This window comes from Ruegeria sp. CI5 (assembly GCF_056536885.1).
In genome coordinates this window covers 1532404-1550414 of the sequence record NZ_JBQFQN010000001.1, presented here as the reverse complement: position 1 = coordinate 1550414, position 18011 = coordinate 1532404, and the positions used below count along the sequence as shown (strand labels likewise).

The 18011-nt window shown below is 60.9% G+C and carries 15 protein-coding genes; 10 read left to right on the top strand and 5 right to left on the bottom strand.

The window, feature by feature from the left end; genetic code table 11:
* Nucleotides 1–298: 298 nt before the first annotated feature.
* The 3 genes from ACR0BA_RS07700 (at nucleotide 299) to rpsD (ending at nucleotide 4070) form a co-directional block, all read left to right on the top strand.
* Nucleotides 299–2581, top strand: coding sequence for an adenosylcobalamin-dependent ribonucleoside-diphosphate reductase (locus ACR0BA_RS07700; RefSeq protein ID WP_480727191.1), 2283 nt, complete (start codon nucleotides 299–301; stop codon nucleotides 2579–2581).
* A 330-nt stretch (nucleotides 2582–2911) separates the two neighbouring features.
* Nucleotides 2912–3253: a hypothetical protein gene (locus ACR0BA_RS07695; RefSeq protein ID WP_141138517.1), complete on the top strand. Its 342-nt coding sequence runs from the start codon at nucleotides 2912–2914 to the stop codon at nucleotides 3251–3253.
* Between the two features lie 196 nt (nucleotides 3254–3449).
* Nucleotides 3450–4070 carry a 30S ribosomal protein S4 gene (rpsD, locus tag ACR0BA_RS07690; RefSeq protein ID WP_170357108.1) on the top strand — a complete coding sequence of 207 codons (621 nt, stop codon included), beginning with the start codon at nucleotides 3450–3452 and terminating at the stop codon, nucleotides 4068–4070.
* 67 nt (nucleotides 4071–4137) lie between these two features.
* On the opposite strand, the gene ACR0BA_RS07685 is transcribed toward rpsD, so the two are convergent.
* Nucleotides 4138–4599 carry an Lrp/AsnC family transcriptional regulator gene (locus tag ACR0BA_RS07685; protein WP_480727189.1) on the bottom strand — a complete coding sequence of 154 codons (462 nt, stop codon included), beginning with the start codon at nucleotides 4597–4599 and terminating at the stop codon, nucleotides 4138–4140.
* A gap of 102 nt (nucleotides 4600–4701) precedes the next feature.
* Here ACR0BA_RS07685 and ACR0BA_RS07680 point away from each other — a divergent pair, with 102 nt between their 5' ends.
* The 4 genes from ACR0BA_RS07680 to ACR0BA_RS07665 all read left to right on the top strand — a co-directional run bounded on the left by ACR0BA_RS07680 (nucleotide 4702) and on the right by ACR0BA_RS07665 (nucleotide 9038).
* The gene (locus ACR0BA_RS07680) at nucleotides 4702–6117 is read left to right on the top strand and encodes an aminotransferase class V-fold PLP-dependent enzyme (RefSeq protein WP_480727187.1); all 1416 of its coding nucleotides are present in this window, start codon (nucleotides 4702–4704) and stop codon (nucleotides 6115–6117) included.
* Between the two features lie 64 nt (nucleotides 6118–6181).
* A complete protein-coding gene (gene hisC, locus ACR0BA_RS07675; RefSeq protein WP_170441604.1) occupies nucleotides 6182–7267 on the top strand; it encodes a histidinol-phosphate transaminase in 1086 nt (361 codons plus the stop codon).
* Nucleotides 7264–8184, top strand: a complete 921-nt coding sequence (locus tag ACR0BA_RS07670; RefSeq protein WP_170357112.1) for a prephenate/arogenate dehydrogenase family protein — start codon at nucleotides 7264–7266, stop codon at nucleotides 8182–8184. The genes hisC and ACR0BA_RS07670 overlap by 4 nt, the downstream gene beginning before the upstream one ends.
* On the top strand, nucleotides 8181–9038 hold the full coding sequence (locus tag ACR0BA_RS07665) for an extensin-like domain-containing protein (RefSeq protein WP_480727185.1): 858 nt from the start codon (nucleotides 8181–8183) through the stop codon (nucleotides 9036–9038). Before ACR0BA_RS07670 ends, ACR0BA_RS07665 begins: the two co-directional genes overlap by 4 nt.
* A gap of 37 nt (nucleotides 9039–9075) precedes the next feature.
* Here ACR0BA_RS07665 and ACR0BA_RS07660 read toward each other — a convergent pair whose 3' ends face one another.
* Nucleotides 9076–9945 carry an FkbM family methyltransferase gene (locus ACR0BA_RS07660; RefSeq protein WP_480727183.1) on the bottom strand — a complete coding sequence of 290 codons (870 nt, stop codon included), beginning with the start codon at nucleotides 9943–9945 and terminating at the stop codon, nucleotides 9076–9078.
* A gap of 57 nt (nucleotides 9946–10002) precedes the next feature.
* Nucleotides 10003–11004 (bottom strand): DUF2125 domain-containing protein, encoded by a 1002-nt coding sequence (locus tag ACR0BA_RS07655; RefSeq protein WP_480727181.1) that lies wholly within the window; start codon nucleotides 11002–11004, stop codon nucleotides 10003–10005.
* A gap of 67 nt (nucleotides 11005–11071) precedes the next feature.
* Here ACR0BA_RS07655 and ACR0BA_RS07650 point away from each other — a divergent pair, with 67 nt between their 5' ends.
* From ACR0BA_RS07650 to ACR0BA_RS07640, 3 genes are all read left to right on the top strand, one after another.
* On the top strand, nucleotides 11072–11602 hold the full coding sequence (locus ACR0BA_RS07650; protein WP_480727179.1) for a gamma-glutamylcyclotransferase: 531 nt from the start codon (nucleotides 11072–11074) through the stop codon (nucleotides 11600–11602).
* 68 nt (nucleotides 11603–11670) lie between these two features.
* Nucleotides 11671–12849 carry a biopolymer transporter ExbB gene (locus ACR0BA_RS07645; protein WP_170340518.1) on the top strand — a complete coding sequence of 393 codons (1179 nt, stop codon included), beginning with the start codon at nucleotides 11671–11673 and terminating at the stop codon, nucleotides 12847–12849.
* A gap of 3 nt (nucleotides 12850–12852) precedes the next feature.
* Nucleotides 12853–14595, top strand: coding sequence for a peptidoglycan -binding protein (locus ACR0BA_RS07640; RefSeq protein WP_480727178.1), 1743 nt, complete (start codon nucleotides 12853–12855; stop codon nucleotides 14593–14595).
* 7 nt (nucleotides 14596–14602) lie between these two features.
* On the opposite strand, the gene ACR0BA_RS07635 is transcribed toward ACR0BA_RS07640, so the two are convergent.
* Both ACR0BA_RS07635 and clpA read right to left on the bottom strand, forming a co-directional pair.
* A complete protein-coding gene (locus ACR0BA_RS07635) occupies nucleotides 14603–15493 on the bottom strand; it encodes a YHYH protein (RefSeq protein ID WP_480727177.1) in 891 nt (296 codons plus the stop codon).
* A 167-nt stretch (nucleotides 15494–15660) separates the two neighbouring features.
* Nucleotides 15661–17985, bottom strand: a complete 2325-nt coding sequence (clpA, locus tag ACR0BA_RS07630) for an ATP-dependent Clp protease ATP-binding subunit ClpA (protein ID WP_170364848.1) — start codon at nucleotides 17983–17985, stop codon at nucleotides 15661–15663.
* Between the last annotated feature and the right edge of the window lie 26 nt (nucleotides 17986–18011).

Sequence of the window (18011 nt, the reverse complement as noted above, 5' to 3'; positions counted from 1 at the left end):
GAACCACAAACAGACCGATAGGCTGAAGATGCTGGCACCCCGAATAAACGGGGCGCCAATCAGTTGGGGGTGGTATGGAACGGGGTGCGGCTTGTCATCCATTGCCCCGAGGGTTCGAGCCCCTCCACCTCCACCACCTATCCTGTCCCCGAAAGGCACAGGATAGAATCTACCGGACTCTGCCAATCAAATGGCAAATGGTCAATCGGCAAAGCCGCTACTATTTTTGCTGGAACGGCATGTTCAATGTCATATATAGTGAGGCTCCACTAGCCCAGCACAACGTATAGGAACTCTTATGAGCCGCTTTGCCGCCCCCATCGCCGAGCAGATATGGGACATGAAATACCGCTTCAAGCAGGCGGATGGCACGCCGATCGACAAGTCGGTCGAGGATTCGTGGCGGCGGATCGCGCGTGATCTGGCACGGGTGGAAAAGGACCCCGCGCATTGGGAGCAGAAGTTCTACGAGGCGCTTGAGGACTTCAAATACCTGCCCGCCGGGCGCATCACGGCCGGAGCAGGCACCGCGCGGCAGGTGACCCTGTTCAACTGTTTCGTGATGGGCACGATCCCCGACAGCATGGGCGGCATTTTCGACATGCTGAAAGAGGCCGCGCTGACCATGCAGCAGGGCGGGGGGATCGGCTATGATTTCTCGACCATCCGGCCGCGCGGCGCGGATGTGCACGGGGTGGCCGCCGATGCCTCGGGGCCGCTGTCGTTCATGGATGTGTGGGACGCCATGTGCCGCACCATCATGTCGGCGGGCTCGCGCCGGGGCGCGATGATGGCGACGATGCGTTGCGACCATCCGGATATCGAACAGTTCATCACCGCCAAGTCCGACCCGGCCCGGCTGCGCATGTTCAACATGTCGGTGCTGGTGACCGATGCCTTCATGGAGGCGGTCAAGGCCGATGCTTCGTGGGATCTGGTCTTTGACGGCAAGGTCTATCACACGGTGCAGGCCCGCGATCTGTGGAACAAGATCATGCAGGCCACCTATGACTATGCCGAGCCGGGCGTGATCTTCATCGACCGGATCAACCAGGCCAACAACCTGAGCTATGCCGAGACCATCGCCGCCACCAACCCGTGCGGCGAGCAGCCCCTGCCGCCCTATGGCGCCTGCCTGTTGGGTTCGATCAACCTGGCCCGGCTGGTGTCGGCACCGTTCGAAGACGCGGCCCAACTGGACGAGGCCGCGTTGCAGGAGCTTGTCGCCACGGCCGTTCGCATGATGGACAACGTGGTGGATGCCTCGAAATTTCCGCTGCCGCAGCAGGCCGCCGAGGCGCAGGCCAAGCGCCGTATCGGTCTGGGCGTGACCGGGCTGGCGGATGCTCTGTTGATGCTGGGCCTGCGCTATGGCTCGGACGAGGCGGCGCGTCAGACCGAGCGCTGGTTGCACGCGATCGCCCGCGCCGCGTATCTGGCTTCGGTGGACTTGGCCAAGGAAAAAGGGGCCTTTCCCCTGTTTGATGCCGAGAAATATCTGGCCAGCGGCACCATGCAACAGATGGATGACGATGTGCGCGAGGCCATCCGCGAGCATGGGATCCGCAATGCTCTGCTGACTTCGATTGCGCCTACGGGGACGATCTCGCTGTATGCGGGGAACGTGTCGTCGGGGATCGAGCCGGTCTTTGCCTATGCCTACACCCGCAAGGTGCTGCAGAAGGACGGGTCGCGCACCGAGGAAGAGGTGGTGGACTATGCCGTGCAGATGTGGCGCGACAAGTTCGGCGACGTCGAACTGCCCGACTATTTCGTGAACGCCCAGACGCTGACCCCGGCCGAGCATGTCAAGATGCAGGCGGCCGCGCAGAAATGGATCGACAGCTCGATCTCGAAGACGATCAACTGCCCCGAGGACATCTCGTTCGATGCTTTCAAGGACGTGTACATGCAGGCCTGGGATATGGGCTGCAAGGGCTGCACCACCTATCGCCCGAATGATGTGACGGGTTCGGTGCTGACCGTATCGGAAAGCGACGACAAGGTGCCGGGTGAAAGCGCCGACGCGCCACACGAGGTGGACGGCGGCGACGTGATCTACATGTCCGAACCGCTGGACCGCCCGCAGTCGCTTGAGGGTTCGACCTACAAGCTGAAATGGCCCGACAGCGAGCACGCGATCTATCTGACCATCAATGACATCGTCATCGGTGGCCGGCGGCGTCCGTTCGAGGTGTTCATCAACTCGAAGAACATGGAGCATTACGCTTGGACGCTGGCTCTGACCCGGATGATCTCGGCCGTGTTCCGACGCGGTGGCGACGTGTCCTTTGTGGTCGAGGAACTTAAGGCCGTGTTCGACCCGCGCGGCGGGGCCTGGGTGCAGGGCAAGTACATCCCCTCGATCCTGGCGGCCATCGGCGGCGTGATCGAGCAGCACATGATCGCGATCGGGTTTCTCGAAGGCGAAGGGATGGGGCTGAAATCCGACCCGCAAGCGCAGGTGGTCAACATGGATGCCCCACGCGGCAAGGCCTGCCCGTCCTGCGGCCAGTATGACATGGTGATGATCGAGGGCTGCATGACCTGCCGCAGCTGCGGACACTCGAAATGCGGTTGACGAATGCCACATAACTGTCGTTAAAGTTGTATTGTGTTTCGCCGGAGTCTCAATTTGATTTGACTCTCCGGCAACATTCTCGTGAAAGCTGCAATTCCGTCTCTTTTCCGCCGGATTCATCGTTGATACACCGCTAATGTACGGGGTGATGAGTTTGAAAGGTCGGGCGGGCAGATGACAGCCGGGTATAACGGTCGCGTAGCAGTATTTTGGTCCCAGACGGAAATTGACGGGCTTGAAGCAGCGCCTGTGGCAGATTTGGCCATTGGAGCGTCTTGGTCGTGGCATGGGTGCATGACACGCTTGCCGGATTGTGACGCGGAATATTCCGTGAAGACTGGACATGACCAGGCGTTGATGGCGTTGGCCGGGCATGGCCCCGAAGCCGCAACGCTGAAGCCGATCGCCACGCTTGCAGTTATCTCATTGACGAATGGTGCGCAGACCTACGAGGCCGAGTTGACGTTGGTCGAAGGTCAGAAGGACGCGGTTCTTATGTTCGAAAATGGCTTCCCCGCGCGGGGTCAGGACTTCTGGGTGTGCGCCGTCGAAGAATATGCCGACGCAAGCCAATCGGGTGCGGGCAACGTTGTTTCCTTCCCCACGCATCGCAGGTCAACGGAGCAAACGTTGGTTCTTGCGCCGCATATGGCAGCGACCGCCGCTGAATAGACGGCCCATTCCTTAGGAACTATTTTTTCGTCCGCGCATCGCCGCGTGTTGACTCTGGTCTGTTCGCAGATATAAACGCGGCTTCATTGGTGTTGGTGGCCCCCGCAAGGGGATGCCTGTCATGGGGGAAACCTCAAGAGGACAACGCCCTTCATAGTGGCCCCGCGGGGCCTCGACCTAACGAAGGAGATCAGCCGTGACCAAACGCACGTCTGCCAAGTACAAAATCGACCGCCGGATGGGCGAAAACATCTGGGGTCGTCCGAAATCCCCGGTCAACCGTCGTGAATACGGCCCCGGCCAGCACGGCCAGCGCCGCAAGGGCAAGCTGTCGGACTTTGGCCTTCAGCTGCGCGCCAAGCAGAAGCTGAAAGGCTACTACGGCGACCTGACCGAGAAGCAGTTCCGCCGCATCTACGCCGAAGCCGAGCGTGTGAAGGGCGACACCGGTGAAAATCTGATCGGCCTGCTGGAGCGCCGTCTGGACGCTGTCGTCTACCGCGCCAAGTTCGTGCCGACCGTGTTCGCCGCACGTCAGTTCGTGAACCACGGCCACGTCAAAGTGAACGGCAAGCGGGTCAACATCCCCAGCTACCGCGTCAAGGAAGGCGACGTGATCGAGGTCCGCGACAAGTCCAAGCAACTGGCCGTCGTCCTGGAAGCCGTTGGCCTGGCCGAGCGTGATGTTCCGGATTACCTGGAAGTCGACCACTCGAAGATGACCGCGACCTTCGTGCGCACCCCGTCGCTGGGCGACGTGCCGTACCCGGTCATGATGGAACCGAACCTGGTCGTCGAATTCTACGCGAAGAACTGATCTTCGCAGACAGTTTTAGAAAACGGGCCGTACCTGCGAAGGTGCGGCCCTTTTTCATGGCAAGCACTCAGATCGGCAAAGGGCGGTCTTCTGCGATCGCCTCCATCGCGAAATACGAGGTCACGCTGTCCAGTTCGACCTTCTCGATCAGGCGCTGATAGACTTTGTCATAGGTCGCCATATCCTGTGTCACGACCCGCAACTGATAGTCGTAGTCGCCGCCGATCCGGTGGAAATCCACGACTTCCGGAATGGTCAGGACATGGCTGCGAAAGGCCTGCAGCCATTCGGCCGAGTGGTGACGCGTGCGCAGCATCACGAAGACCACCAGATTCAGCCCCAGTTTTTCGCGCGCGATCCGGGCTGTCGACCCTGTCAGGACGCCTGCGTCGTTCAGCGCCTTCAACCGCCGCCAGCAGGCGTTTTGCGAAAGGCCGACTCGCTCGGCCAGTTCGCGCTGGGACAGGGTCGCGTCTTTTTGCAGTTCGCGCAGAAGGCGATTGTCAATTTGATCTATATTTTCACTCATTACAGATCATATGACCCAAATTATTAATAATTCAAGCAAAGATAGGTGAAGTTTACTCGGCTCAAGTAGATCATATTGGAAGTGCAATATGGAGCCAATGACATGACCCTGTCCCATTTTCGTGCAGAAATCCAAGCCGCCACTCACAATTCGACCCTGCGCGACGGGCTGATCGGAGAGAACGTTCTGATCCCGGGTCTGCATGGGGACGTGCCGCTTGTGTACGCGGACTACGTTGCCTCGGGTCGCGCATTGCGGCAGGTCGAGGATTTTGTGGCCCAGCATGTGTTGCCTTTCTATGCGAACAGCCACACCGAGGCCTCCTATTGCGGTTCCTACATGACGCGACTGCGCCGCGAAGCGCGCGCGGAAATAGCCCGCATCGTTGGCGCGAGGGGAGATGACGCGGTGATCTTCACCGGGTCCGGTGCCACTGCGGGGCTCAACCGGCTGGTCAGTTTGATGGGAGTGCAAGAGGCTGACCAGCCGGTTGTCTTGATCGGCCCGTACGAGCACCATTCGAACATCCTGCCCTGGCGCGAGAGCAAGGCGCAGGTCATCGAGATCCCCGAAGGCCCTGAGGGCGGGCCGGACATGGCGGTGCTGGAGAAGGCGCTGATCGATCATTCGGATTCGGATCTGGTGATCGGGTCATTCTCGGCGGCGTCGAACGTCACGGGTGTCATCACCGACCCCGATCCGGTGACGCGGCTGCTGAAACGGTACGGTGCGCGCGCGGTCTGGGATTATGCCGGGGGCGGGCCCTACCTGCCGATGGATATGGGGCCGGACGATGCGCGCAAGGATGCCATCGTCGTGTCTCCGCACAAGTTTCCGGGCGGGCCGGGGGCTTCGGGCGTTCTGATCGTGAACCGGGGCGCCGTGCGCCGCACCTGTCCTAGTTGGCCGGGCGGGGGCACGGTCAGCTTCGTTTCGCCCTGGCGCCACGACTACAGCACCGATCTGGCCACCCGCGAAGAGGCCGGAACCCCGAACGTGATCGGAGATATCCGCGCGGCGCTGGCCTTTATCGTCAAGGATGCCGTGGGTACCGACGAGATCGCCCGGCGCGAGGCGCTGTACAACCGCATGGCGCTGGATGGGTGGCGTGACAACCCGAACCTGACCCTGCTGGGGGTGGACCATCCTCACCGCCTGCCGATCTTTTCCTTCCTGGTGCGCGACAACACCGGGCAGCCGGTACACCAACAGCTGTTCACACGGATGCTCAGCGACATCTACGGCATTCAGGCGCGCGGCGGGTGTGCCTGCGCGGGCCCCTATGCGCATCGGCTGCTGGGCATCGACAAGGCGGCCTCAGAGGCGCTGCACGCGGCGTTGTCGGCCGGAGAAGAGATGAAGAAACCGGGTTGGGTGCGGCTGAACTTCTCGTACATGATGACCGAGGACACGGTTCAGTTCATCATCGACAGCGTCAACGACCTGTCGCGCCGTACGCAGGAATACGCCCCGTTCTACGCCGCCGATCCGGCAACCGCCCGCTTCAAGGCGGCGTGACGGAATTGCCGCTTTTCCCAAGGTCTTGAGACCTGTATGAGGGGCGCAACCAACGGAGCCCCTCATGAACAAGATCACCCCGCAACCCGGCATCATGGATATCGCGCTGTATCAGGGCGGCCAGTCGCATGTCGAAGGCGTGGAAAACGTCATCAAGCTGAGTTCCAACGAAAACCCTTTTGGCCCCAGCCCCAAGGCGATCGAAGCCGTGCGCGACAGCGCCACGATGCTGCATCGCTATCCGGTGACCGATCACTACAACCTGCGCGCGGCGATCGGCGAGCGGCACGGGCTGGACCCCGACCGGATCATTTGTGGCGTGGGGAGTGACGAGGTGCTGCAATTCGTGGCCCAGGCCTATGCCGGGCCGGGCGACGAGGTGATCCATACCGAGCATGGATTCTCGATGTATCCGATCATCGCCCGCATGGCCGGCGCGACTCCGGTCGAGGTGCCCGAGCGCGAGCGCAAGATCGATGTCGATGCGATCCTGGCCGCGGTGACCGACCGCACCCGGATCGTGTTCGTGACCAACCCGGGCAATCCGACCTCGACCATGATCTCGGACGCCGAGCTGACGCGCCTGGCCGAGGGCCTGCCGCAGACCTGCCTGATGGTTCTGGACGGCGCCTATGCGGAATTCGTGCCGGGATTTGACGGCGGCGCCGGTCTGGTGGACCGGTTCGACAACGTGATCATGACCCGGACCTTCTCGAAGATTTACGGGCTGGGCGGTATGCGGGTCGGCTGGGGCTATGCGCATCGCGAAATCATCGACGTGCTGAACCGCGTGCGCCAGCCCTTCAATCTGTCGCTGACGGCCATCGCGGCGGCCGAGGCCGCCGTGGCCGATGTGGAATATGTCGAGTTCTGCCGGGCCGAAAACGCCCGCCTGCGCGAATGGCTGTCGGCCGAGCTGGCCAAGATCGGCGTTCCGTCCGATCCGTCCTGCACCAATTTCATCCTTGCGCGTTTCGCGGATCAGGCCGAGGCCGAGGCCTGCGACGCCTATCTGCAATCGAAAGGTTTGATCGTGCGCCGGGTTGCGGGCTACAAGCTGCCCAACGCGCTGCGGATCACCGTGGGCGACGAAAAGGCCTGTCGCCGCGTGGTTGCGGCCATCACCGCGTTCAAAGGGGGCGCCGCATGAGCCAGATCTATGACCGCGTGGCGCTGATCGGGTTGGGTCTGATCGCCTCGTCGATGTACTGGGCGATCAAGCGCGCCGGGCTGGCGGGCGAGGTGACCGGCTATGCCCGGTCCGAGGCCACCCGGGACACCGCGCGGCGCATCGGTCTGTGCGACCGGGTCTGCGACACCGCGCAAGAGGCGGTCGAGGGTGCCGATCTGGTCGTGCTCTGCGTGCCGGTGGGCGCAATGGGCGCCGTCGCCAAGGACATCGCGCCGGTGCTCAAGCCCGGCGCAACCGTGTCGGATGTCGGTTCGGTCAAGCGGCACGTCATTGAGGAGGTCGGCCCGCATATTCCCGAAGGCGTGCATTTCGTGCCCGCCCACCCGCTGGCCGGGACCGAGCATTCCGGCCCCGAATCCGGTTTTGCCGAGCTGTTCGACAACCGCTGGTGCCTGCTGGTTCCGGTTGAAGGGTCTGATCCCGAGGCCATCGCCCGCTTGCGCGCCTTGTGGGAAGGGATGGGATCCAATGTCGACGAGATGGATGCCGATCACCATGATCTGGTTCTGGCCGTCACCAGCCACGCGCCGCACCTGATCGCCTATACGATGGTGGGCGTCGCCGACGACCTGCGGCGGGTCACCGACTCCGAGGTCATCAAGTACTCGGCCGCCGGTTTCCGTGATTTCACCCGGATCGCGGCCTCGGATCCGACCATGTGGCGCGACGTGTTCCTGACCAACAAGGACGCGACGTTGGAAATCCTCGGCCGTTTCACCGAAGAGCTGTTTGCCCTGCAGCGCGCGATCCGCACGGGCGACGGTCAGCACCTGTTCGACTATTTTACCCACACCCGCGCAATCCGGCGCGGCATCATCGACGCGGGTCAGGACACCGACGCTCCTGATTTCGGGCGCGTAAAGGCCAAGTCATGAAACTGATCAAAGGCAAAGCTCTGACGGTTATAGCGATGGTATGGGCCGGCGCAGCCACTGCATCGGCCCCCGACACATCACCGGTTCCGGTTGCGCGGCCATCCCCGGTGTCAGAGCTGGTGCAGGCCGCATATGTCCCGGCAAGTCCGGCGGCGCCGATCGCTGTACCAGCGAAGATGCGACCCGTGGTGCGGCCCGTATCCCCTCAGGTGCTGGCCGTGGCAGCGCGCCCGGCCGACCTTCCGCTGCTTGGACCGGATACCTCGCTCAAACCCTATCTGCGGCCCGAGGCGTTGGAACAGCAAGTCCTGTTCAAAAAGCGAAAACTGCGCAAAGGATCGGTGTGCGGTGACATCGCCATTCAGGGCAAGGCCGTGGGCTCGGTTCCCGGCAAGATCAAAGCCTGCGGGATCAAGGATGCCGTCCAGATCACATCGGTGTCAGGCGTGGTTCTCAGCCGCCCATCGACGATGGATTGCGGCACGGCGATCGCATTGAACAAATGGGTCGACAAGACCGTCAAACCGACGTTCAAACGGCGCGGTCCAGTTGTCGAATTGCAGGTTGCTGCGCACTACGCTTGCCGTACCCGGAACAACCGGAAAGGTGCCAGGATCTCGGAGCATGGCAAGGGTCGGGCCATTGATATCTCGGGGTTCAAAATGGCCGATGGCGAGGTGGTGACGGTTCTGGACGGTTGGCGCAAGAACCCCTCGAAGAAACAGCTGACCAAAATCTGGCGCGGAGCGTGCGGGCCCTTCGGCACGGTGCTGGGCCCGAATTCAGACCGCTATCATCAGAACCATTTCCACCTCGATACCGCCCGTTACCGCAGCGGACCCTACTGCCGATAAGGTTCGGTGGTCAGTACTAGCAATGCCCAAAAAATGACTATGTTCTCAAATAATTGCTTTGTTCTGTATTGTCTGTGTGGATCGCCAGCAAATCGGTGGCGGATGAAATTTTTCCGAACGTTTCAGGTGTCAGCGATTCGTTCAAATTGCGGAAATCGAATACCGCTTCGAAATTTTTGAACAGTATATCTCCCAACCTTGCGTTGCGAAACTGATCCGTATGCGGGGTATATTCCATAAACACAGTTGGTTTCTGAGTTTGGATCGTCTCTTGGGCGCCCTCCAGAACTTGTAGTTCATGGCCTTCCACATCGATCCAGATCAACTTGAGGTCTTGCAGTTTCTTTTGGTTTGTCTTGAAAATCTCGTCCACGGTTGTGACATCGACATTTATCGCAGATTCCGATGAATCTCCGAAGTGTGAGCCGCCGCGGTTGAGCGAGTTTTTGTTGAATGGCAACTGGCCATGTTTGTTGGACGCACCAAGCTTTATTAGCGACACGTAATCCTCCAACCCGTTCAACTTGATATTTTGGCTCAGGATTTCATAGTTCTCTGGATCCGGCTCGACCGCAACGACATGTCGTGCCTTTATGTCCTTAAGAAAGTATATCGTGTGAGTCCCTATATTGGCACCGATTTCCAGCACCGAGCCATCGGTTATCGGATGATCGGATCGCTTGAGAAAGTCTCGAAGCTTCCTGACCGAGGTCCGGCTGAATTCACCGCGTGCCGAAATGCTTTCCCCGATTACGTCATGAGGATAGTAGATCAAGAAATGATCGGCTAGCTTGCGGCACAGAAGGACATCATTCTCGTAGAGGTTTCGAAGTATCTCTCGCCTTGTCTTTTTGTTTTGCAGCAACAGCTTTGAGATTGCTCTAGCAAGCGAGGTCCTTAGTCCCATTGTATCCCCCAGCGATTCTTGAATTGTTTCAACAATATGGAAAGGTAGATCACCGCTTCAACGTAGAAAAAGCCGTGGCGCGTGTCCTAGTGGCAACGGTCCCAAAGCCACGAATCCGTCGCGGAAATTCAGCTGCAGGTCCAGCGCGTTGGGGTTGCCCCCCAGACCTGCCAGCAGGTTCAACGCCCGCGTGACCGGATCAACGGCCTGATCGGGCAGGGCACCTGCAGCATTGGCCATGGCAATCATGTCACGCCAGTTCTCGGCTTTGACCGCAATCTCTCCGACCGGAATGCCCTGTTCATCGACCTCCAGTTCGCCGGTTGCAAACAGACGCAATTCGCCCCATTGCACCTCGGCAAGATGCAGGTCGATCAAACGAGGTTGAGGGCGACGTTCTTCCAGCGCGGAACGGTCCCAGGTTTTGTCGAAGGTGACATTCATATCCAGTTCGAGTGTATTGAAGGCTTGGGGCAGCGAAGCAGCCGTTCGCATCAGCGCGCGCAGGTCTTCACCGGGCGTGAAGGCATCCGAACTGACCCCGATCGCATAGCTCTCGGGCTGGGTGCCTTGTTCCATGACCAGGGCAAGTGACTGGCCGGCAGCCATGTCGGTTCCGTCCTGGGTCACCGACCAGTTGCCCGATGTCAGGGCCAGCTTCTCCAGCTCCAGCGCGACGCCCGGACGCAGATTCAGTTCTGCCTGAAGGCTGTCGGCCAGGATGATTGCGGTCTGGTCGAAATAGGATAGCCGCTGCGGCGTATCCGCAAAGCGCAAGATCTGTCGTCCGGGCCAGATGGCGGGGCTTTCGAATTCGATCCAATCCGCGCTCCAGGCTGTGCCATTCACCGGATCGGCCAGCGCTACACTGTTCAGGCGGGTCACGTGGTGCAGCGGAAATCCGGCGATTTCCACGTCGGAATAGTCGGCCTGCCATCCAAGATCCTGCTGATGCGCGAACCAACCGGTGATGGCGCTGCGCAGCCCATACCCGGCTATGGCCCAATACCCGCCCCAGAGGATGGCCAGAAATATGAACACTCGTACCAGTCGGCGCATCGCAAATGGCCCTTTTTCCTGCCTTGGAATTGATGTTTATAGGCCTAAACGGGCAAGGACCAGAACTATGACGATGTGGGTATTCGGATACGGGTCGCTGTTGTGGAATCCGGGCTTTCCGGTGGCCCGGCGAGAGCAGGCGACACTTCACGGCTATGCGCGGTCATTTTGCATGCGGTCGATCCATCACCGCGGAACCGAGGAAAACCCCGGACTTGTCCTGGCCTTGGACGAACACCCGGACGCCCATTGCAAGGGTCTGGCGCTGGCGGTCGATCCAGGCCATGAGGAACGCACCCTTGAGGAATTGCGCGAGCGCGAACTGATCTCGTCCGCCTATGTGGAGAAGATGCTGGATGTGCATCTGGACAGTGGCCAGACGGTGTCGGCAGTGACCTATGTGATCGATCCCGACCACGTGCAGTATTGCGGGGGCCTGCCGCTGGAGGAGCAGGCGCAAATCATCGCGCGGGCCGTGGGCGGCCGTGGCCCCAACCCCGAGTATCTGTACAATACCGCTGAACACCTGTCCGAGATCGGGTTGCACGACCCGGATCTTGAGTGGTTGGCGCAACGGGTGCGCAGCCTGACCGCATAAACCTTTGGCTTTGCCACCAGATTTTCGATAGATTCGCCTCAGAGCAGGCAAAACCGGGAAAGACGCGCATGGCGCATGTACAGCAGGGCGCGAGACCGCATTTCTCGCAACCGATCCGTCAAATCGTGATGATGCTGATCGCCATCGGGCTGTCGGGTCTGGGCGTGTTCATGGCTCTGCCCTACGTGCTGCCGGTTTTTTATGCCAACCCCTATCTGAACGGATTCATCCTGCTGGTCTTTGTCATCGGCGTGGTGGCCTGTTTCTATCAGGTGACCCAGTTGATCGGTTCGGTTCGCTGGATCGAAGCGTTCGTGGGCGGCGTCGTGCGCGAAGATGCTCGTACACCGCAGCTGTTGGCCCCTTTGGCGTCGCTGCTTCGCGCGCGCGGGGCGAAATCGCAGATCAGCTCGACATCGACCCGATCGATCCTGGATTCGGTCGCGGAACGGGTCGAGGAAGAGCGGGAATTCACCCGCTACATCACCAACGTACTGATCTATCTGGGTCTTCTGGGTACGTTCTTCGGCTTGGCAACAACGGTTCCTGCAATTGTCGACACCATTCGCAGCCTGAACCCGCAAGAGGGCGAAGAAGGCCTGGCCGTATTCAATCGTCTGATGAGTGGCCTCGAATCCCAGCTGCAAGGCATGGGCGTGGCGTTCGGGTCCTCCCTGTTGGGGCTTGCCGGATCGCTGATCGTGGGTTTGCTCGAACTATTCGCCGGCCACGGGCAGAACCGGTTCTACCGTGAGCTTGAGGAATGGCTGTCGTCGATCACGCGCGTCGGATTTGCCGCCGGAGATGAAGGCGGTGCGGAACTTGCGGTGCTGACCCCGGTCCTTGATTCCATGTCCGAGCAGATGGACGCGCTGCAGGACCTGTTCGCGGCCCAGGAGGCGGATCGCGCCGAGGTATCGGCCAAGCTGGGTGCATTGGTCGATGTCATCGCGGACATGAACCAACGACAGGCGGAAACCGAAGGGGTCACCGCCGCGCTCGAGCGGATCGCGTTGGGGCAGGACGCGCTGCTGGATCACATGCGTGAACATGGTGCGGGCGAGGGGATCGACGCCGAAAGCCGAATGCGGCTGCGGTCGATGGACGTGCAGCTTCTGCGCATTCTCGAAGAAATCTCGGCCGGTCGCCAGGACAGCATGAACGAACTGCGCAAGGATTTCGAGCTGCTGGTCAAAGCGCTGACGCTTCCGCGCGGGGCGGCGCGCCACACACCGGGCGGAGAATAACACATGGCCCTGTCTCGTCGAACCGGTCAGCGTTTCCAAGGCTCGGTCTGGCCCGGCTTCGTTGATGCGATCACGGGACTTCTGATGGTCATGACCTTTGTGCTGACCATTTTCATGGTCGTGCAGTTCGTGCTGCGTGAAACCATCTCCGGACAGGAAGACGAGCTGACTGCCCTGTCGGACGAAGTGGCCGCCCTTGCGGATGCCTTGGGCCTGGAAGAGCGCGAGAACAGCCGCCTGCAGGCCCGGTTGGGGGCACTGAACACGACGCTGTCGCAGGCCGAAGAGGATCTGAGCCAGGCGCAAGCCTTGATCTCGTCACTCACCTCGGAGCGTGACCAGCGCGCGGCCGAGTTGGAAGAGGCGCAGACTCGTATCACAGGGTTCGAAGCGCAAGTTGCCGCGCTTTTGGCTGATCAGGCGCGCGCGCAGGGCGATATTGCCGAATTGGAATCCCAGCGCGAGCAACTGCTTTCCGAGCAGGAGGCATTGAACCTTGCCTTGGCCCAAAGCCGTGCGGAGGTGGATGCCCAGGCCGAGGCAGCACGGCTGGCGGCTGCACGCCGCGAAGCGCTGGAGGCCTTGGTAGCCGACCTTGAGCAAGCGGACAGCGCGCGCGCGGCCCAGATCGCGGAACTGCAAAGCCAACTGTCCGAAGAGGAAGCCGCCCGCGTCGCCGAAGCTGCTGCCGCTGAGGCACTGCGCAACAGATTGCAGAATGCGGATGCCGAATTGACGGCCATGACCCTGGCACTGGAAGAGCAGCGCAAGAAGGCCGAGGAAACACTGACACTGTTGGCCGCCGCGCAGTCGGCCAAGGCTGAGCTTGAGCGGCAATTCGGTGAGTTGAATGACGAGGAGCTCAAGGCTCAGCTTGAAGCAGCCCTTGCGGCGCGAACCGAAGCCGAGGCCGAGGCCGAAAGCCAGCGGACGCTGGCCGAGCAGCGCGACGCCTTGCTTGCCGTTGCCCGGGAAACGATCGCCACCGAAAAGGCTCTTTCCGCCAAGGCGCAACGCCAGACGGCCTTGTTGAACCAGCAGATCGCCGCATTGCGCGGCCAATTGGGGTCGTTGCAGGCGCTGCTGGATGACTACAAGGACAGGAATGCCGAGGCCGAGGTGCAAATTCAGACCCTTGGCCAGGACCTGAACGCGGCCCTTGCCCGGGCCGCGTCCGAAGAACGGCGCCGCCGCTTGTTGGAAGAGGCCGAACGCGTCCGCCTGGAGGCCGAGGCCGAGAAACTGGCCGGCCAGAATCAGGAACTTACGGCACAGGCCGAAGACCTGCAGCGGTACCGCTCCGAGTTCTTTGGTCGCCTGCGCGACGTGTTGGGCAACCAGGAAGGCGTTCGGATCGAGGGCGACCGCTTCGTATTCTCGTCCGAGGTGCTGTTCCCACCCGGTTCGGCGGTTCTGTCCGAGGATGGCCGGCGCGAGGTCGCGAAAGTGGCGGGCATTCTGAGTGGGATTGCGGCGGACATTCCGCCCGAATTGAACTGGGTCATCCGGGTCGACGGTCACACGGACAATATCCCGCTGAACGGAACAGGACGGTATCGAGACAATTGGGAGCTCAGCCAAGGGCGGGCGCTGTCGGTCGTGCGCTACATGGTCGAACAGTTGGGCATTCCGCCGGAACGTCTGTCAGCAAACGGATTTGGAGAGTTTCAACCTGTCGATACGGCGGACACTCCGGAAGCGCGGGCAAAGAACCGTCGCATCGAATTGAAGCTGACCGAACGCTAAGCCAGTGTCAGCGCGGCCCGAAGCGGAAGCTGGGATCGGGTGTGCCCGCAAAACAGCGTGGAACAACCGGGTAGTCATCGGTCAGAAAATACGCGTAGGTGCCCGAAGGAAACTCGGTCGAAACGGTCATGGCGCCATTGCATTCATCGAGCGTTCCAAGCCCCGCCACGAACTCGTAGTCTTCGTTGAACGTTCCATCATGTCGTCCGTCAGGAGCGGCGCCGCCCGGGCGCTGTCCGGCCTTCAGCCGGTAGGAAGAGGTCATTTGCGTGACCTTGCCGCCCACCAAACCGGTTCGGGCGTAAATCGGAAACCCGTCCGCTGCATACCCGATCAACGGAGAGTGTTCTTTCGGTGACCAGCCCTGCATTTCGATCAGGCCGGTCGGCACCCCGTGATAGTGATATTTTCCGTTTGGTTGGACATGTGCGAAATTGGCATCGAGCCCAAGGGCGATCGCGCCGCCCAGGGCATTGTAGGACCAGCCTGACCAGGGATCGCCGTGCCAGAATTCAGCGGCCAGTGGGTCAAAGACGACCCCAGTCAGGGACACGCCAAAATTCCACCCCATGCGCAGAGGCGTCGGGGTTGCATTCGCCCTCGGAACAGCCGGCACGTTCAACTTGACCGACTGCTCGGCGATTTGATGGGGGTTGCCTTTGTTCGGAAAGCGACCGACCAGATGATTGGGGATGCCATTGCCGGTAATCGACAAGTTGCGGCCTTGTTCGGAGATATCTGACCTGTTGACGCCTGGGTTGACGGTCGCCGGTTCCAGGTTCAACGGTTCCGCACGGGTTTTGTCATGAAAGCGAAACCGATGCTGGGCAGAGGCGATTACGCCGACGACCGAGGCCGCGAAGGCGATGCTCCATATGACGGCGATTTTTCTGGACACTGCGCTGCTCCACTCCAAAGGCTTTGGTCTGAAACGTGGCGCGCAGCGGTTTCCGTCGCTGGGAACTTTCTTTTTGGCGAATACTTGCGGGAGAGGGGTGGCCTCTAAAGAAATCGCCCGGCAGAACTGACTGCCGGGCGACGAGACTTTTTCGATTGAACCGAGGTCTAGTCCGCGGTCAGCAGCGGCGGCTTGTCGCCCGAGATCCGCGGATTGTCGGGGCCGATAATCTCGAGATCCAGATCGCCTTTCTTGACCGAAACCCGCACAACACCGCCCTTGGCCAGCTTTCCGAACAGCAGTTCTTCGGCCAACGGTTTCTTGATGTGCTCCTGGATGACCCGGCCCAGAGGCCGTGCGCCCATCTTGTCGTCATACCCCTTGTCGGCCAGCCACTCGGCAGCCTTCGGGGTCAGGTCGATTGTGACGCCACGATCCAGCAGTTGCGCCTCAAGCTGCAGGACGAATTTCTCGACCACTTGCAGGATGACCTCTTTGGGCAGCGGCGCGAACGAGATTACCGCGTCCAGACGGTTGCGGAATTCAGGGGTGAACATCCGTTCGATTGCAGCGGTATCTTCACCCTCACGCCGGTCGCGGGCAAAGCCGATTGCGGCCTTGGCCTGTTCCTGCGCGCCCGCGTTCGAGGTCATGATCAACACCACATTGCGGAAGTTCACCGTCCGGCCGTTGTGATCGGTCAGCTCGCCGTGGTCCATCACCTGAAGCAGGATGTTGAACACGTCTGGGTGGGCCTTCTCGATCTCGTCCAGCAGCAGCACGCAATGCGGGTGCTGGTCAACGCCATCGGTCAGCAAACCGCCCTGATCAAATCCGACATAGCCCGGAGGCGCACCGATCAGACGGCTGACTGCGTGTTTCTCCATGTATTCCGACATGTCGAAGCGCAGCAGTTCCACGCCGAGTGTATCGGCCAGTTGCTTGGCAACCTCGGTTTTGCCCACACCGGTCGGGCCGGCGAACAGGTAGTTGCCGATCGGTTTTTCCGGCTCGCGCAGACCGGCCCGTGCCAGCTTGATTGCGCTGGACAGAGCCTCGATTGCCTGGTCCTGCCCGAACACCACCCGTTTCAACGAGTTCTCAAGGTCCTTCAGTACCTCGGCATCGTCCTTGGTGACGTTCTTCGGCGGAATGCGCGCGATCTTGGCCACCACGGCCTCGATCTCCTTGACGCCGATGGTCTTACGCCGCTTGCTTTCGGCCACAAGATGCTGGGCCGCACCGGCCTCGTCGATCACGTCGATCGCCTTGTCAGGCAGTTTGCGGTCGTTGATGTAACGCGCAGACAGCTCGACCGCGGTCTTGATCGCGTCGGCCGTGTATTTGATGTCGTGATGCTCTTCGAAATAGGGCTTGAGACCGCGCAGGATCTTTACGCTGTCCTCGACCGAAGGCTCGTTCACGTCGATCTTCTGGAACCGGCGCGACAACGCGCGGTCTTTCTCGAAGTGCTGGCGGAACTCCTTGTAGGTGGTCGAGCCCATGGTGCGCAGCTTGCCGCCCTGCAACGCAGGCTTCAGCAGGTTCGAGGCATCCATGGCGCCGCCCGAAGTTGCACCCGCACCGATCACGGTGTGAATCTCATCAATGAACAGCACGGCGTCTGGGTGATCCTCAAGCTCGGTCACCACGGCCTTGAGCCGCTCTTCGAAGTCGCCGCGATAGCGCGTGCCGGCCAGCAATGCGCCCATGTCCAGCGAATAGATGGTGGTGTTGGCCAGAACGTCTGGCGCGTCGCCTTGGACGATCTTATAGGCCAAGCCTTCGGCAATCGCCGTCTTGCCCACGCCCGGATCACCCACCAGCAGCGGGTTGTTCTTACGGCGGCGGCACAGAACCTGGATGCAGCGCTCGACCTCGTCGGCGCGACCGATCAGCGGATCGACGTCGCCGGCGCGGGATTTGGCGTTCAGGTCCACGCAATACTTGCCCAACGCGCTTTCCTTCTGGTCGGCGTCACCGGAGGCGTTCTGCGCTTCCTCTTCACCCTGATCGGCGCCGGTCACCGGACGATTTTCACCAAACGCCGGGTCTTTGGCGACGCCGTGGGCGATGAAATTCACCGCGTCATACCGCGTCATGTCCTGCTCTTGCAGGAAATATGCAGCGTTGCTTTCCCGTTCGGCAAAGATGGCCACCAGAACATTTGCCCCGGTCACCTCGGTCCGGCCCGAGCTTTGCACATGGATCGCAGCGCGCTGGATAACACGCTGGAACGCAGCTGTCGGTACGGCTTCGGACCCGTCGATGTCTGTCACCAGATTGGACAGATCCTCGTCGATGAACTCGACCAGAGAGCTGCGCAATTCGTCCAGATCCACGCTGCACGCCTTCATGACGCGCACCGCATCGGGTTCTTCCAGCAGCGCCAGCAGCAGATGCTCCAGCGTTGCGAATTCATGACGCCGTTCGTTTGCAGCCGCCAGGGCCGCGTGAATGGCTTGTTCCAGTGTGCTCGAGAATGAAGGCACGCGGGTGCTCCTCTGTATTGGGCCGG

What these genes read in the sequence shown, in the direction of transcription:
- ACR0BA_RS07700 (WP_480727191.1), top strand. Translation starts at nt 299, where the DNA reads ATGAGCCGCTTTGCCGCCCCCATCGCCGAGCAGATATGGGACATGAAA.
- ACR0BA_RS07685 (WP_480727189.1), bottom strand. Translation starts at nt 4,599, where the DNA reads ATGAGTGAAAATATAGATCAAATTGACAATCGCCTTCTGCGCGAACTG.
- ACR0BA_RS07680 (WP_480727187.1), top strand. Translation starts at nt 4,702, where the DNA reads ATGACCCTGTCCCATTTTCGTGCAGAAATCCAAGCCGCCACTCACAAT.
- hisC (WP_170441604.1), top strand. Translation starts at nt 6,182, where the DNA reads ATGAACAAGATCACCCCGCAACCCGGCATCATGGATATCGCGCTGTAT.
- ACR0BA_RS07670 (WP_170357112.1), top strand. Translation starts at nt 7,264, where the DNA reads ATGAGCCAGATCTATGACCGCGTGGCGCTGATCGGGTTGGGTCTGATC.
- ACR0BA_RS07665 (WP_480727185.1), top strand. Translation starts at nt 8,181, where the DNA reads ATGAAACTGATCAAAGGCAAAGCTCTGACGGTTATAGCGATGGTATGG.
- ACR0BA_RS07660 (WP_480727183.1), bottom strand. Translation starts at nt 9,945, where the DNA reads ATGGGACTAAGGACCTCGCTTGCTAGAGCAATCTCAAAGCTGTTGCTG.
- ACR0BA_RS07655 (WP_480727181.1), bottom strand. Translation starts at nt 11,004, where the DNA reads ATGCGCCGACTGGTACGAGTGTTCATATTTCTGGCCATCCTCTGGGGC.
- ACR0BA_RS07650 (WP_480727179.1), top strand. Translation starts at nt 11,072, where the DNA reads ATGACGATGTGGGTATTCGGATACGGGTCGCTGTTGTGGAATCCGGGC.
- ACR0BA_RS07645 (WP_170340518.1), top strand. Translation starts at nt 11,671, where the DNA reads ATGGCGCATGTACAGCAGGGCGCGAGACCGCATTTCTCGCAACCGATC.
- ACR0BA_RS07640 (WP_480727178.1), top strand. Translation starts at nt 12,853, where the DNA reads ATGGCCCTGTCTCGTCGAACCGGTCAGCGTTTCCAAGGCTCGGTCTGG.